This is a genomic window from Rhodococcus sp. Z13_19A (assembly GCF_058133575.1).
In genome coordinates this window covers 119,109-132,526 of sequence record NZ_JBYUNN010000001.1, presented here as the reverse complement: position 1 = coordinate 132,526, position 13,418 = coordinate 119,109, and the positions used below count along the sequence as shown (strand labels likewise).

The 13,418-nt window shown below is 72.3% G+C and carries 14 protein-coding genes; 5 read left to right on the top strand and 9 right to left on the bottom strand.

Annotation, left to right across the window (positions count from 1 at the left end; translation table 11 throughout):
- Positions 1–16 precede the first annotated feature (16 nt).
- From AC3YNX_RS00650 to AC3YNX_RS00630, 5 genes are all read right to left on the bottom strand, one after another.
- Entirely contained in the window at positions 17–577 is a 561-nt protein-coding gene (locus AC3YNX_RS00650; RefSeq protein WP_489981824.1) for a GNAT family N-acetyltransferase, read from the bottom strand.
- A gap of 106 nt (positions 578–683) precedes the next feature.
- Complete coding sequence (locus AC3YNX_RS00645) at positions 684–2,483, bottom strand: acetyl/propionyl/methylcrotonyl-CoA carboxylase subunit alpha (protein ID WP_127783868.1); 1,800 nt, start codon at positions 2,481–2,483, stop codon at positions 684–686.
- Positions 2,484–2,827: 344 nt separating this feature from the next.
- Positions 2,828–3,802, bottom strand: a complete 975-nt coding sequence (locus AC3YNX_RS00640) for an NADPH:quinone oxidoreductase family protein (protein ID WP_489994313.1) — start codon at positions 3,800–3,802, stop codon at positions 2,828–2,830.
- Between the two features lie 56 nt (positions 3,803–3,858).
- Positions 3,859–4,290 carry a SufE family protein gene (locus tag AC3YNX_RS00635; protein ID WP_127783866.1) on the bottom strand — a complete coding sequence of 144 codons (432 nt, stop codon included), beginning with the start codon at positions 4,288–4,290 and terminating at the stop codon, positions 3,859–3,861.
- Positions 4,287–5,189: a sulfurtransferase gene (locus AC3YNX_RS00630; protein WP_489994312.1), complete on the bottom strand. Its 903-nt coding sequence runs from the start codon at positions 5,187–5,189 to the stop codon at positions 4,287–4,289. The genes AC3YNX_RS00635 and AC3YNX_RS00630 overlap by 4 nt, the downstream gene beginning before the upstream one ends.
- A gap of 249 nt (positions 5,190–5,438) precedes the next feature.
- On the opposite strand from AC3YNX_RS00630, the gene AC3YNX_RS00625 reads away from it, so the two are divergent.
- Positions 5,439–6,521: a ScyD/ScyE family protein gene (locus tag AC3YNX_RS00625; RefSeq protein ID WP_489994311.1), complete on the top strand. Its 1,083-nt coding sequence runs from the start codon at positions 5,439–5,441 to the stop codon at positions 6,519–6,521.
- 133 nt (positions 6,522–6,654) lie between these two features.
- Here AC3YNX_RS00625 and AC3YNX_RS00620 read toward each other — a convergent pair whose 3' ends face one another.
- The 3 genes from AC3YNX_RS00620 to AC3YNX_RS00610 are packed head-to-tail and all read right to left on the bottom strand — an operon-like array spanning position 6,655 to position 9,207.
- Positions 6,655–7,296: a Maf family protein gene (locus tag AC3YNX_RS00620; RefSeq protein ID WP_241248955.1), complete on the bottom strand. Its 642-nt coding sequence runs from the start codon at positions 7,294–7,296 to the stop codon at positions 6,655–6,657.
- Positions 7,297–7,303: 7 nt separating this feature from the next.
- Positions 7,304–7,573 carry an acyl-CoA carboxylase epsilon subunit gene (locus tag AC3YNX_RS00615; protein WP_489994310.1) on the bottom strand — a complete coding sequence of 90 codons (270 nt, stop codon included), beginning with the start codon at positions 7,571–7,573 and terminating at the stop codon, positions 7,304–7,306.
- Positions 7,570–9,207 carry an acyl-CoA carboxylase subunit beta gene (locus tag AC3YNX_RS00610; RefSeq protein ID WP_489994309.1) on the bottom strand — a complete coding sequence of 546 codons (1,638 nt, stop codon included), beginning with the start codon at positions 9,205–9,207 and terminating at the stop codon, positions 7,570–7,572. Before AC3YNX_RS00610 ends, AC3YNX_RS00615 begins: the two co-directional genes overlap by 4 nt.
- 65 nt (positions 9,208–9,272) lie before the next feature.
- On the opposite strand from AC3YNX_RS00610, the gene AC3YNX_RS00605 reads away from it, so the two are divergent.
- Genes AC3YNX_RS00605 through AC3YNX_RS00590 form a run of 4 tightly spaced genes read left to right on the top strand, consistent with a single transcriptional unit; the run spans position 9,273 to position 12,805 of the window.
- Entirely contained in the window at positions 9,273–10,103 is an 831-nt protein-coding gene (locus AC3YNX_RS00605) for a biotin--[acetyl-CoA-carboxylase] ligase (protein WP_127783863.1), read from the top strand.
- 35 nt (positions 10,104–10,138) lie between these two features.
- Complete coding sequence (locus AC3YNX_RS00600; protein WP_489981816.1) at positions 10,139–10,687, top strand: PH domain-containing protein; 549 nt, start codon at positions 10,139–10,141, stop codon at positions 10,685–10,687.
- A gap of 36 nt (positions 10,688–10,723) precedes the next feature.
- A complete protein-coding gene (locus AC3YNX_RS00595) occupies positions 10,724–11,431 on the top strand; it encodes a response regulator transcription factor (RefSeq protein WP_127783861.1) in 708 nt (235 codons plus the stop codon).
- 15 nt (positions 11,432–11,446) lie between these two features.
- On the top strand, positions 11,447–12,805 hold the full coding sequence (locus AC3YNX_RS00590) for a sensor histidine kinase (protein WP_489994308.1): 1,359 nt from the start codon (positions 11,447–11,449) through the stop codon (positions 12,803–12,805).
- Positions 12,806–12,846: 41 nt separating this feature from the next.
- Here the strand turns inward: AC3YNX_RS00590 and AC3YNX_RS00585 are convergent, their stop codons facing one another.
- Positions 12,847–13,389, bottom strand: coding sequence for a GtrA family protein (locus AC3YNX_RS00585; RefSeq protein WP_489994307.1), 543 nt, complete (start codon positions 13,387–13,389; stop codon positions 12,847–12,849).
- Positions 13,390–13,418 lie beyond the last annotated feature (29 nt).

Below are 13,418 nucleotides of genomic sequence, written 5' to 3'. Positions count from 1 at the left end.
GCTGCTCCGACCAGGCCTAGTCGGTGGCCAGCCGGGCGTGCAGCAGCACGTCTTGCCACTCGTCGTCGAGCAGCGCCGCCTGGCGCAGGCGACCCTCGGCGGTCATGCCGCAGCGCAGCGCGATCGTCGCGGCGGCGGGGTTGTCCGCGGTGTGCAGGTAGCTGAGCCGGTGCAGGCCCAGCCCGCCCAGCCGCTCTGGGGCCAGGGCCAGCCGGGTGACCGCTCCGGCGGCGGTGCCCATGACGCCGCGGCGGCGGTGTGCCGGCGCGGTCCAGCAGGCCAGCTCCGCGCTGCGGTGGGTGTGGTCGACGTTGCGCAGCCGCACCTCGGCGAGCATCTCCCCGGTGGTGGGCTCGCACACGGCCCAGGAGAAACCGGTCTCGTCGGCCCACTGCGTGACGCGCCGCGCCACCGAGGCCACCGCCTCCTCCCGGGTGCGCACCACCAGCTCAGGGGCGTGGCGCAGGGTGGCGGGGTCGTCCGCGGTGGTCAGCAGCGTGGCGCAGTCGTCCACCCGCTCGTCGGCGCGCAGCGCGCGCAGGTACCAGGTGCCGGCGTTGATCTCGATCGGCTCCACGGTCGGGGCTCCCTCGGGGCTGGTCTGGTCGGGTCTCGGGCCGAACGTGCACCGGCCCTGCCTCGCGAAGCTCGCGGGGCAGGGCCGGTGAGTCGATCAGGTGCTGCTAGTCGTTCAGCTCGCAGAGCACGGTGCCCTGGGTGACCGCCGCGCCGGGCTCGACGGAGAGGCCGGAGATGGTGCCGTCCTTGTGGGCGGTGACCGGGTTCTCCATCTTCATCGCCTCGAGCACCGCGATGAGCTCGCCCGCGGTGACCTGCTGGCCCTCCTCCACGGCAACCTTGACGACGGTGCCCTGCATGGGCGCCACCACCGAGTTGCCCGATGCGGCAGCGCCACCACCGGAACGCTTGCGGGACTTGGGCTTCTTGGCCGCAGCCGCGCCACCGCCGCCACCGAGGGCGAGGTCGCCGGGCAGCGACACCTCCAGGCGGCGTCCGCCCACCTCGACCACCACGGTCTGGCGGGGGGTGGTGTCGTCGTCGGCGGGAACCGCGCCGCCGAAGGGCTCGACGGTGTTCTCCCACTCGGTCTCGATCCAGCGGGTGTGCACGTCGAAGCCCTCGTCGGTGCCGATGAAGGCGGGGTCGCGGACGACCAGCCGGTGGAAGGGCACCACGGTGGCCATGCCCTCGACGACGAGCTCGTCGAGGGCGCGGCGGGAGCGCTCCAGCGCCTGCTTGCGGTCGGCGCCGCTGACGATCAGCTTGCCGAGCATGGAGTCGAACTGGCCGCCGATGACGCTGCCGCTCTCCACACCCACGTCGTTGCGCACGCCGGGGCCGGCGGGCGGGACGAAGCGGGTGACGGTGCCGGGGGCGGGCAGGAAGCCGCGGCCCACGTCCTCACCGTTGAGGCGGAACTCGAAGGAGTGCCCGCGGGGCTCGGGGTCCTCGGTGATCTCCAGGGCCTTGCCCTCGGCGATGCGGAACTGGGCACGCACCAGGTCCATGCCGGTGGTCTCCTCGCTCACCGGGTGCTCCACCTGCAGGCGGGTGTTCACCTCGAGGAAGGAGATGAGCCCGTCCTGGCCCACCAGGTACTCCACCGTGCCGGCACCGTAGTAGCTGGCCTCCTTGCAGATGGCCTTGGCGCTGGTGTGGATCTCCTTGCGCTGCTCGTCGGTGAGGAACGGCGCGGGGGCCTCCTCCACCAGCTTCTGGAAGCGGCGCTGCAGGGAGCAGTCGCGGGTGCCGACGACGATGACGTTGCCGTGCATGTCGGCCAGGACCTGCGCCTCCACGTGGCGGGGCTTGTCCAGGTAGCGCTCCACGAAGCACTCGCCGCGACCGAAGGCGCTGACGGCCTCGCGGGTGGCGGAGTCGAACAGCTCGGGGATCTCCTCGATGCTGCGGGCGACCTTCATGCCGCGGCCACCGCCACCGAAGGCGGCCTTGATGGCGACGGGCAGGCCGTGCTCCTTGGCGAAGGCCACGACCTCGTCGGCGTTGGCCACCGGGTCGTTGGTGCCGGGGACCAGGGGCGCGCCCGCGCGGGTGGCGATGTGGCGGGCGGTCACCTTGTCGCCGAGGTCGCGGATGGACTGCGGGCTCGGGCCGATCCAGATGAGGTCGGCGTCGATGACGGCCTGGGCGAAGTCGGCGTTCTCGGAGAGGAAGCCGTAGCCGGGGTGGATCGCGTCCGCGCCGGACTTCTTCGCGGCGTCGAGGAGCTTCTCGATGTTGAGGTAGGAGTCGGCTCCGGTCTGGCCACCGAGCGCGAAGGCCTCGTCGGCCAGGCGCACGTGCGGGGCGTCCGCGTCCGGCTCGGCGTAGACGGCGACGCTGCTGATGCCCGAGTCGGCGCAGGCACGGATGACGCGGACCGCGATCTCGCCACGGTTGGCGACGAGCACCTTCGTGATCGCTGCGCTGTCCTGGGTGGGCGCTGAGCCTGGAGTCGGCACGAAGCCTCCTGTCGTCGCGGGCGATCGCCACGGCGGGGATCGCGGGAGTTTGCCTGTGGAGTCTAGGCAGCCGATGTCGCTGGCTGCTCACGAGGTGGTTGCCGCGCACGTCGTGTCGCGGCAGCCACGGCTCTGCAGGCGGGACTCATCGTCGCACCTGCCCCGGTCCACGCCGCGCGGGGCTCCCGCTCGGTGGTCACGCCGGACCAGCCGAGCTGGGCAGTGGCCACCGGTCAGCAGTGGCGCAGCCCCCACTCGTGGTGGGCGTCTCGGCCGGCTGGCTGCTCGCTCGTGCCAGCCAGCATGCGCGTCGGCTGCCGCGCTGACCAGCCCCTGCGCGCGGCTCAGCGCAGGGTGAGCACGACCTTGCCCAGCGCCTCGCGGCGCTCCAGCGCACCGATGGCGTCGGCAGCCTGCTCCAGCGGGAACACCGAGGGCTGCGGTGCGCTCAGCTCCCCAGAGGCCAGCCACGGCTGGATCTGCGCCCACTGCGACGACACGTACCCGGGGTGCGTCATGAACCACGCGCCCCAGCCGGCCCCCACCACGTCCACGTTGTTGAGCAGCAGCCGGTTCACCTTGACGGTGGGGATGTCACCGCCGGTGAAGCCGACCACCACCAGCCGACCGGCAGGGGCGAGGGCACGGATGCTGTCGGTGAAGCGGTCGCCGCCGACGGGGTCGAGGATGACGTCGACGCCGGTGCCGCCGGTGAGCTCCTTCACCTGGGCCAGCCAGCCCTCGGCCAGCACCACCTCGTCGGCGCCGGCCTCGCGGGCGGTGGCCACCTTGGCCTCGGTGCTCACCACCGCGATGGTGCGCGCGGCGCCGAGCAGCTTGGCCATCCGCAGCGTGGAGGTGCCGATGCCGCCGGCGGCGCCGTGCACCAGCACCGTCTCGCCGTCGGCCAGCCGACCGCGCTTGCCCAGCGCGAAGTGCACAGTGAGGTCGTTGAACAACAGGCCAGCACCAGCAGCCATGGAGACGGCATCGGGCAGCGGGAAGGTCATGTCCGGGGACAGGTTGGCCACCTCGGCCATGCCGTCACCCATGCCGGTCAGCCCCACCACCCGGTCGCCCGGGGTGAAGCCGCTGCCCTCCGGCGCCGACAGCACCACCCCGGCCACCTCGCTGCCCGGGGTGAACGGCGGCTCGGGCTTGTACTGGTAGAGCCCGCGGGTGAGCAGCGCGTCGGGAAAGGCGACCCCGGCGGCGTGCACCTGCACCCGCACCAGCGCGTCGTCCTGCTTCGGCTCGGCCACCTCGGCGACCTCGACTGCCTCGGGACCTTCGAGGCTGGTGATCTGGACGGCGCGCATGCGGAACCTCTCTGGAGGGACGGGAGAACCGGGCTGGACGAGCGACCAGCTGCTGCTCAGGCTTGCTGAGCCTCGCGGACCTGACGCTTGATCCGGCTGAGCATCGCGGAGAGCCCGCGCAGGCGCAACGGGCTGACCGCCTCGCCCAGGCCGAAGGCGAGGTAGAAGTCCTCCGGCACGGCGAGCACGGTCTGCCGGCTCTCCCCGTCCAGGCCCTGGTGCAGGATCGAGGCGAACCCGCGGGTGGTGGGCGACTCCGGCGGGGCGGAGAAGTACAGCCGCACGTGCTCGGCGTCGGCGGCGTCGACCTTGAGGAACAGCGGCGTCTGGCACTCCGGCACCGGCTCGAGCAGCTCCGGGTGCTCGGCCAGCTCGGCGGGCAGGGCGGGCAGCTCGTCGCTGAGCTCCAGCAGCAGCTGCAGCTTGTCCTGACCCTCGACGGCCTCGAAGTCCTCGATGATCTCGGTCAGCTTGGCGGGCAGGGTCACGAGGTTGGGACCTCCCCGCGCTCCGCGCCGCGCACGATCGGCACCCGGACCATGTTGCCCCACTCGGTCCAGGACCCGTCGTAGTTGCGCACCTTGTCGTAGCCCAGCAGGTGGGTGAGCACGAACCAGGTGTGGCTGGAGCGCTCACCGATGCGGCAGTAGGCGATCACGTCGTCACCGGGGGTGAGGCCGGCCTCGTCCTGGTACACCGCCTCCAGCTCGGCGCGGGACTTGAAGCGACCGTCCTCCGCGGCGGCCTTGGCCCACGGGACGCTGGCGGCGGAGGGGATGTGTCCACCCCGCAGGGCGCCCTCCTCCGGGTAGTCAGGCATGTGGGTGCGCTCGCCGGTGTACTCCGGCACCGAGCGGACGTCGATGAGGGGACCGCGGCCCAGGTGGGCGAGCACGTCGTCCTTGAAGGCGCGGATGGCCTCGTCGGAGCGCTGCACCACCGGGTACTCGGCGGGGGTGACGGTGGGCTTGTCCCGGGTGAGCTCGCGGCCCTCGGCCTGCCACAGCGTGCGGCCGCCGTTCATCAGCCGCACGTCGGGGTGGCCGAAGAGGGTGAAGACCCAGAGGGCGTAGGCGGCCCACCAGTTGCTCTTGTCGCCGTAGATCACCACGGTGTCGTCGCGGCTGATGCCCTTGCTGGCCATCAGCCGGGCAAAGCCCTCGCCGTCGACGTAGTCCCGGGTGACCGGGTCGTTGAGGTCGGTGTGCCAGTCGATCTTGACCGAGCCGGGGATGTGGCCGCTCTCGTAGAGCAGCACGTCCTCGTCGGACTCGACGATCTTCAGGCCGGGCTCGCCCAGGTGCTCGGCCACCCAGCCGGTGGACACCAGGCGCTCGGGATGGGCGTAGTCGGCGAGCTCGGCGTTCTGTTCCGCAGCGACGGGCACAGCTACCTCCAAGGCAAACGTGTGTGTGCGCCAACGTGGCGCATGCAGTGCTGACGTTGCCACAGGTGGCCGACGGATTCCCGCGCGGCCCGGCGGTTGCTCGAGGAAACCCTTGGCGCGCTGCATATCCCCAGGTCAGAGGGCTGACGACCTTGTCAACGCGCCAGCGCCACGTTACGTTGCTCACACCAACTTCACATCCAGGGGGCCGGCATGCGGGGAAACACACGACGGAGGCGGACAGCGGCGGTGTGCACCGCAGCTGCGGCGACCGCGATGGCGCTGGTGGCGGCACCCAGCGTCCACGCGCAGGAGACCGGGCCGCCACCCCCGTACTCGGTGGTCGTCGGCGGGTTGAACAACCCCTACGACGTGCAGGGCGGCCCGCTGGGTCTGCTCTACGTCACCGAGGCCGGCGCCGGCCAGGTCACCGCCGTGCTGCCCCCGCTGCAGCTCAGCGTCCCGCTGGTGCAGAACCTGGGCGGGATCGCCAGCGCCACCGTGCCGTGGGGCCAGCTGCCCTTCGTCACCGGTGCGCCGGAGCCGGGCACCGAGGCACCGCCGCTGCCCGCGGGCTCACCCGACCCGGCGTCGCTGTACCTGGCCAACCTGTTCGGACCGCCGCAGAAGGTCGCGGACCTCACCGCTTACGAGCGGGCCAACAACCCGGACGGCCAGCTGCAGGAGGGGCCGAACGGCGAGCTGCTGGACGCGTTGTCCAACCCGTTCCGCGTCCTCAAGCGCGGCTACTTCGAGGACGCCTACATCGCCGACGGCGGTGCCAACGACGTGCTGGCGGTCGACTTCCTCGGCAACGTGCGCACGCTGTTCGTCCCACCGACGGTGAACACCGGCGCGTGCGCGGGCCTGCCCAACAACTCGCCGGAGACACCGGGCTGCGACTCGGTGCCCACCGGGCTGGCCTTCGGTCCGGAGGGCAGCCTCTACGTCAGCGCCTTCACCGCCGGGGTGCCCGGGGAGGGCCGGGTGTACGTGATCAACCCGGCCACCGGAGCGCTGGAGAACACCATCACCGGGCTGGACGGGCCCACCGGCGTGGCCGTGGGTCCGGACGGGGCGGTGTACGTCACCGAGGTGACCTACGGGGCGCCGGAGGGGGAGCAGCCCCCGCCGGACGCCCCACCGCCGGGGCGCATCGTGAAGATCGACCCGGACGGGGGCGGACGCTATGCCGCGGCGGTGCCCATGCCGCTGGGGATCACGTTCTCGGACGGGACCCTGTACGCCACCGCGATGTCGCTGGCGGGGCCGGGTGCCGGCCAGGTGGTGGCGGTGTCGCCCGACGGGTTCGAACAGCTCCCGGCGGACTGAGCCGGGCAGGGGCGAGCGGCCGCAGCGCCGCGGCGAGACGGCGGGTGCCGGGTCGAACGAGGACCCGACACCCGCCGATCCCTGTCCCCACGCCATCAGGAGGTTCGGTCGGGCAGTGCTGAGTCGGGCAGGGTCAGGCTCCGGCGGGCGCCCAGAGGGTGTGCACCGCGACGCCCACCTCGGCGAGCAGTCCGCGCAGCAGGGGCAGCCCGATGCCGATGACGCTGGAGGGGTCGCCGTCGATGCCGTCCACGAACCAGCCGCCCAGCCCGTCCAGGGTGAACGAGCCGGCCACCCGCAGCGGCTCACCGGTGGCCAGGTAGGCCTGCAGCTCCGCCTCGGACGGGTCGGCGAAGCGCACCACGGTGCGCCCTACCCCGGTGGCCTGGCTGGTCACCGCGCCCTCGCGCACCCGCAGCACCGAGTGGCCGGTGAGCAGCTCCCCGCTGCCGCCGGCCATCGCGCCCCACCGCTGGCGGGCCACCTCGGTGGTGCCCGGCTTGCCCACCAGGGTGCCGCCGATGTGCAGCATGGAGTCGCAGCCGACCACGACGGCGTCGTGCAGCAGGGGGTCTGCGCCCAGGGCGGCGACCACGTCGGCGGCCTTGGCCTGGGCCAGCGCCGTCACCACTGCCTCCGGTGGCGCCTCGCCCAGCTCGGCGACGAGGGCGTCCTCGTCCACCCCGGAGACCCGCACCACCGGCTGCACCCCGGCCGCGCGGAGCACGGCGAGGCGAGCCGGTGAGGCGGAGGCCAGCACCAGGGTGGTGGTCACGAGTGCGTCAGCGCGCCCGGACTGGCGAGGTCCACGCGCTCGACGACGGCATCGCCGAGGAGCGCAGCAGCAGCGCCGGGTCGTTCCACAGCGAGCGGGGCTTGGGCTCGGGCTCCGGCGAGGAGCTGGCCGCCGCCACCACGAGCACCAGCGCGGCCAGCTCGGCGTCGGTCGGCTGGCCACGCAGCACCCGCAGCATCGGCTCCGCCTGCGGCTGCTCAGGAGCCGGGGTGGCCTCCTGCGCGTCGGTACCTTCGCTCACGGCGTCCTCGCTCACAGGGGGATGTTCCCGTGCTTCTTGGGCGGCAGCGTCTCCCGCTTGCTCTCCAGGATCTTGAGCGCACGAGCCACCTGGCCACGGGTGTGCGAGGGCTGGATGACCGCGTCGACGTAGCCGCGCTCGGCGCCGATGTAGGGGTTGACGAGGGTGTCCTCGTACTCCTGCTGCAGCCGCTGGTGCAGGGCGTCGACGTCCTCGCCGGCCGCCTTGGCCGCCGCCAGCTTGCGACGGTGCACGATGCCCACCGCGCCGGAGGCACCCATCACGGCGATCTGGCCGGTGGGCCAGGACAGGTTCACGTCGGCACCGAGGTGCTTGGAGCCCATCACGTCGTACGCGCCGCCGTAGGCCTTGCGGGTGATGACGGTGACCTTGGGGACGGTGGCCTCGGCGTAGGCGTAGATCAGCTTGGCGCCGCGCCGGATGATGCCCATGTACTCCTGCTCGGTGCCGGGCAGGAAGCCGGGCACGTCCACCAGGGTCAGCACCGGGACGTTGAAGGCGTCGCAGGTGCGCACGAAGCGGGCGGCCTTCTCGCTGGCGTCGATGTCCAGGCAGCCGGCGAACTGGGTGGGCTGGTTGGCGACGATGCCGACGCTGCGGCCCTCCACCCGGGCGTAGCCGACCAGGATGTTCGGCGCCCACAGCGACTGGACCTCGAGGAACTCGCCGTCGTCGACAATGCGGGAGATGACCTCGTGCATGTCGTAGGGCTGGTTCGCGGAGTCCGGGATCAGCGTGTCCAGCTCGAGGTCGGCCTCGGTGACGTTGTCGGCGATGGAGCCCTCGGTCAGCGGCGGCGCGGGGAAGCGGGGGGCCTCGGAGAGGTTGTTGCTCGGCAGGTAGCTGAGCAGCTCCTTGACGTAGTCCAGCGCGTCCTGCTCGTCGCTGCCCATGTAGTGGGCGACACCGGACTTGCTGTTGTGCGTGCGCGCGCCACCCAGCTCCTCCATGGTGACGTCCTCGCCGGTCACGGTCTTGATGACGTCTGGGCCGGTGATGAACATCTGGCTGGTCTGGTCGACCATCACGATGAAGTCGGTGAGCGCGGGGGAGTAGACGTGACCACCGGCGCAGGGGCCCATGATCAGGGAGATCTGCGGGATGACGCCGGAGGCGTGCACGTTGCGCAGGAAGATCTCGCCGTAGAGGCCGAGGGAGACCACGCCCTCCTGGATGCGGGCGCCGGCGCCCTCGTTGATGCCGACCAGCGGGCGCCCGGTCTTGATGGCCAGGTCCATGACCTTGACGATCTTCTCGCCGTAGACCTCACCGAGGCTGCCGCCGAAGACGGTGGCGTCCTGGCTGAACAGGCACACCTCGCGGCCGTCGATGGTGCCGTAGCCGGTGACGACGCCGTCACCGAGGGGGCGGTTCTTCTCCAACCCGAAGTTGGTGGAGCGGTGCCGCGCCAGCGCGTCCAGCTCCACGAACGAGCCGGGGTCGAGCAGGGCCTCGATGCGCTCGCGGGCGGTCATCTTGCCCATCTCGTGCGCCTTCTCGGCGGCCTTGGCCGACCCGGCATGGATGGCGGCTTCCTCGCGCTGGTGGAAATCGGCGAGCTTGCCTGCGGTGGTGTGGATGTCTGGGGCAGAAGAGACCGCTTCCGCCTGCTCCGTCGCACTGGTCATGTCGCGGACTCTATCGGGCGCGCTCGCGTCGGTGTCAGCATGGCGGCACGTGGGACCATCGAGGCATGTGGACAGACCTGGACAGGCCCCCGCTGGACGCCGCGGCGCTGCGCTCGGCGCTGGTGGAACCGGCCGGTGGGTGGGCGGCCCTGGACGTGGTGACCAGCACCGGGTCCACCAACGCCGACCTGCTCGACGCCGCTCGGGCCGGGGCCGCGGACCGGACGGTGCTCATCGCCGAGGAGCAGGTTTCCGGCCGGGGCCGACACGCCCGTCAGTGGACCAGCCCGCCGCGCGCCGGGGTGAACCTGTCGGTGCTGCTGCGCACTCGCGGTGTGCCGCTGGACCAGCTGGGCTGGCTGCCGCTGCTGACCGGGGTGGCGGTGGCCGAGGCGGTGCAGCAGATCGCCGAGGTGCCGGTGACGCTGAAGTGGCCCAACGACGTGCTGGTGCACGGCCGCAAGCTGGGCGGCATCCTCGCCGAGCTGGCCGCCACCGGGCCGGACCCCGTGGTGGTGGTGGGGCTGGGCCTCAACGTCAGCCTGCGGGCCGAGGAGCTGCCCGTGCCCACCGCGACCTCGCTGGCGCTGGAGCAGTCCGCCTGCACCGATCGCGACCCGGTGGTGCGCGCGGTGCTGCGCGAGCTGGCCCGGCAGGAGCGCGCCTGGCGCGGCAAGGCCGGGGACCCGGTGCTGTCCGGGCTGGCGCAGGCCTACCGGGCGCGCTGCTCCACGCTGGGCCAGGAGGTGCTGGTGCACCTGCCGCACGGCGAAGAGCTCGCCGGAGAGGCGGTGGACGTGGACGCCACCGGCCGCCTGGTGGTGCGCGACGCCACCGGGCGCACCCACGCCCTGTCCGCCGGAGACGTGACGCACGTGCGATCCGCGCAGCGGTAGCGTTCCCCGCGCCCGTCGTCGACCTGGGAGGTCTCGTGGCATACCCCGAGGACGCCCTCGCGCCGGAGGAGCAGGTGGTGCTGCACCGGCACCCGCACTGGAAGATGCTGGTCGGCCCCGTGCTGGCGCTGCTGGGCGTGGTGGGGCTGGCGTGCTTCCTGGCGGCCGCGGTGCGCAACCAGAGCTGGGCGCACGCCGGCTGGGTGGTGCTGGCCGTGCTGGCCGCCGCAGCGGTGGGGCGGCTGACGCTGCTGCCGTTCCTGCGCTGGGCCACCACCCACTTCGTGCTCACCGATCGTCGGATCCTGGTGCGCCAGGGGCTGCTGCACCGCTCGGGCCTGGACATCCCGATCACTCGCATCAACAGCGTCCGCTTCCGGCACAGCCTCACCGACCGGCTGCTGCGCACCGGCACGCTGATCGTGGAGTCGGCGTCGCAGGAGCCGCTGGAGTTCGACGACATCCCGCAGGTGGCGCGGGTGCACACGCTGCTTTACCACGAGGTGCTGGACAGCGGCCGGGGCCCGGCGGAGCGCGACCCCGACCGCGAGGCGTGGCCGGACCCGGCAAAGAGCGAGCGTTGAGCGCACCAAGCTCGGGCAGGCATAGGCTGGCTTCTTGTGACGAAGGTGTTGCTCGCGGAGGACGACGAGGCCATCGCGGTGCCGCTCGCCAGGGCCCTGCAGCGGGAGGGCTACGCGGTGGAGGTGGTGGCCGACGGGCCGGACACGCTGAAGCAGGCCACCACTGGTGACTTCGACCTGCTGGTGCTCGACCTGGGGCTGCCCGGCATGGACGGGCTGGAGGTGTGCCGCCGGTTGCGGACCGTGCGTCCGGACGTCGCGGTGCTCATGTTGACCGCGCGCACCGACGAGGTGGACTTCGTGGTGGGCCTGGACGCCGGGGCCGACGACTACGTGGGCAAGCCCTTCCGGGTGGCCGAGCTGATGGCCCGGGTGCGGGCGCTGCTGCGCCGCCGCGGCAGCGGGGGTGACGAGGTGCTCGACATCGCCGGCATCCGGCTGGACCACGCCGCGCGGCGGGTGTACGTGGACGGGCTCGAGGTGAGCCTGGCCAACAAGGAGTACGAGCTGCTCAAGCTGCTGCTGGAGCACGCCGGCCAGGTGGTCACCCGCGAGCAGATCCTCACCGAGGTGTGGGGCGACCCGTCGCTGCGCGGCTCCAAGACCCTGGACATGCACATGTCGTGGCTGCGCCGCAAGATCGGCGGGCACAGCAGCGGTGCCAGCGTCAGCGTGGACAACGGCGACCTCGACCGACGCATCTCCACCGTCCGCGGCGTCGGGTTCCGCCTCAACCTCATCTGATCCGGTGGCTGCCTGATGCGCCGTCGCATCCTGATGTCCACCCTGCTGGTGGTGGCACTGACCGCGCTGCTGCTGGGGGTGCCGCTGATGTTCACCACCTGGCGGCTGGTGGACGACGTCACCACCGGTGACCTGGCTGCGCGGCTGGACCGGGTGGCTGCCGACCTCACCGCCCAGGAGGGCGACAACAACCGCATCGACGGCGTGCTGGACACCGACCGGCTGGGCCTGGCCCTGCCTGCGGGCGGACGGCTGCAGGTCACCTACCCCGACGGCAGCGGCGCCATGCAGAGCGTGGTGATCGGGGCGCCGGAGGTGGCCAACCCGGTGGTGCAGGTGCTCGACCTGGGGCGCACCGGGTCGCTGGAGCTGCAGGTGCCCAGCGACGGGCTGCGCACCACCCAGCTGCAGGCGATGGCGGTGGTGCTGGTGGTCATCCTGGTGGCCACCGGCGGCGGGGCGCTGATCTCCACCATCACCGCCCGGCGGCTGGCTGGTCCGCTGATGGACGTCGCCCACCGAGCGGCCCGGCTGGGCTCGGGGGACTTCCGGGCCGACCCCACCCGCTACGACATCGCCGAGCTGGACCGCGTCTCCGACGTGCTGGACTCCTCCGCCGCGGAGCTCGCCGCCCTGGTGCGCCGCGAGCGCGAGCTGGTCGGCGACGTGTCCCACCAGCTGCGCAGCCGGCTCACGGCGGTGCGGCTGCGCCTGGACGAGCTGGCCGACCACGCCGACCCGGTGGTGGTGGAGGAGGCCGCGGCCGCGCTGGCCCAGGTGGACCGCCTGACCAACGCCATCAACGACATGGTGACCGCCTCGCGGGCGGTGCGGACCTCCGCCGCCGGCGCCACCGACGCCGCCCGGGTGCTGCACGAGCTGGTGGCGGAGTGGGAGCCGCTCTACACCGACGCCGGCCGGGTGCTGCGGGTGGACGTGCCGGAGAGCGCCACCGCCCGGGTGAACCAGGCGCGGCTGCGCGAGACCGTCGGCGTGCTGCTGGACAACGCGCTGGCCCACGGCGCGGGCGAGGTGCGGCTCACCATGCGGCTGGTGCCCGGGCGCCTGGGTCCCGGCAGCGACTCGTTCATGGAGCCCACCGCGCTCATCGAGGTGGCCGACGAGGGACCGGGCGTGCCCGACGAGCTGGTCCGGCACGTCTTCGAGCGAGGGTTCAGCGGGGCGGACTCCACCGGCGTGGGGCTGGCGCTGGCCCGGTCGCTGGCCGAGACCGACGGGGGACGGCTGGAGCTGCGAAGGGCACGACCACCGGTGTTCGCGCTGTTCCTCACCGTGCCCCACCCCGACGGCGAGCCCGGCCCGGAGCCGACGCCCAGCCAGCGGCCCGCCACCGTGGCGCGCGAGCCCCGCTAGGCAGCGCCCAGCGAGCTCGGACGATCAGCGAGCTCGGACGGTCAGCTGGCCTCGCGCTCAGCCAGGTCGTCGCCGGGAGGTTCCACCGCCGCCAGTTCCTCCTCCAGCTCGAGGAAGACGAACTTGCGGAAGGCCCACCAGCGGAACACCATCGCCAGCAGCGTGCCGATGATCTGCGCGCTGATGAAGTCGGCGATGTTCTCCTCGAGCGGGGTCACGTTGGGCACCCGCAGCTCGAAGACGTAGCTGGAGATCCACAGCGGCGCGGCGTTGATGCCCATGCCGACCGCACTGATGGCGAAGAACAGCGCCGCCTCGTGGTGGGTCTCGCGGCCACCGCGCGCCTTGAACGACCACTCGCGGTTGAGCACGTACGACAGGATCGTGGCCACCAGCACCGCGAAGATCTTGGCGGTCACCGGCTTCTCCGCCAGCACCGTGGTCTTGAGCAGGTAGAAGACGGCGGTGTCCACGATGAAGGTCGTGCCGCCGACCATGGCGAACTTGACTAGCTCACGGTGGGCGAGCGCCAGCTTTTGTAGCGGTGCTGGCATGCGGGCCACAGCCGCGTCGACGAAGGACACGACCCGCACTCTACGAGGCGACCTCGGGC

Excerpts from the sequence above, each read along its gene's own strand:
- AC3YNX_RS00640 (WP_489994313.1), bottom strand. The coding sequence starts at position 3,802 with ATGCGCGCCGTCCAGATCACCAGCCTCGAAGGTCCCGAGGCAGTCGAG.
- AC3YNX_RS00605 (WP_127783863.1), top strand. The coding sequence starts at position 9,273 with ATGTGGACAGACCTGGACAGGCCCCCGCTGGACGCCGCGGCGCTGCGC.
- AC3YNX_RS00610 (WP_489994309.1), bottom strand. The coding sequence starts at position 9,207 with ATGACCAGTGCGACGGAGCAGGCGGAAGCGGTCTCTTCTGCCCCAGAC.
- AC3YNX_RS00590 (WP_489994308.1), top strand. The coding sequence starts at position 11,447 with ATGCGCCGTCGCATCCTGATGTCCACCCTGCTGGTGGTGGCACTGACC.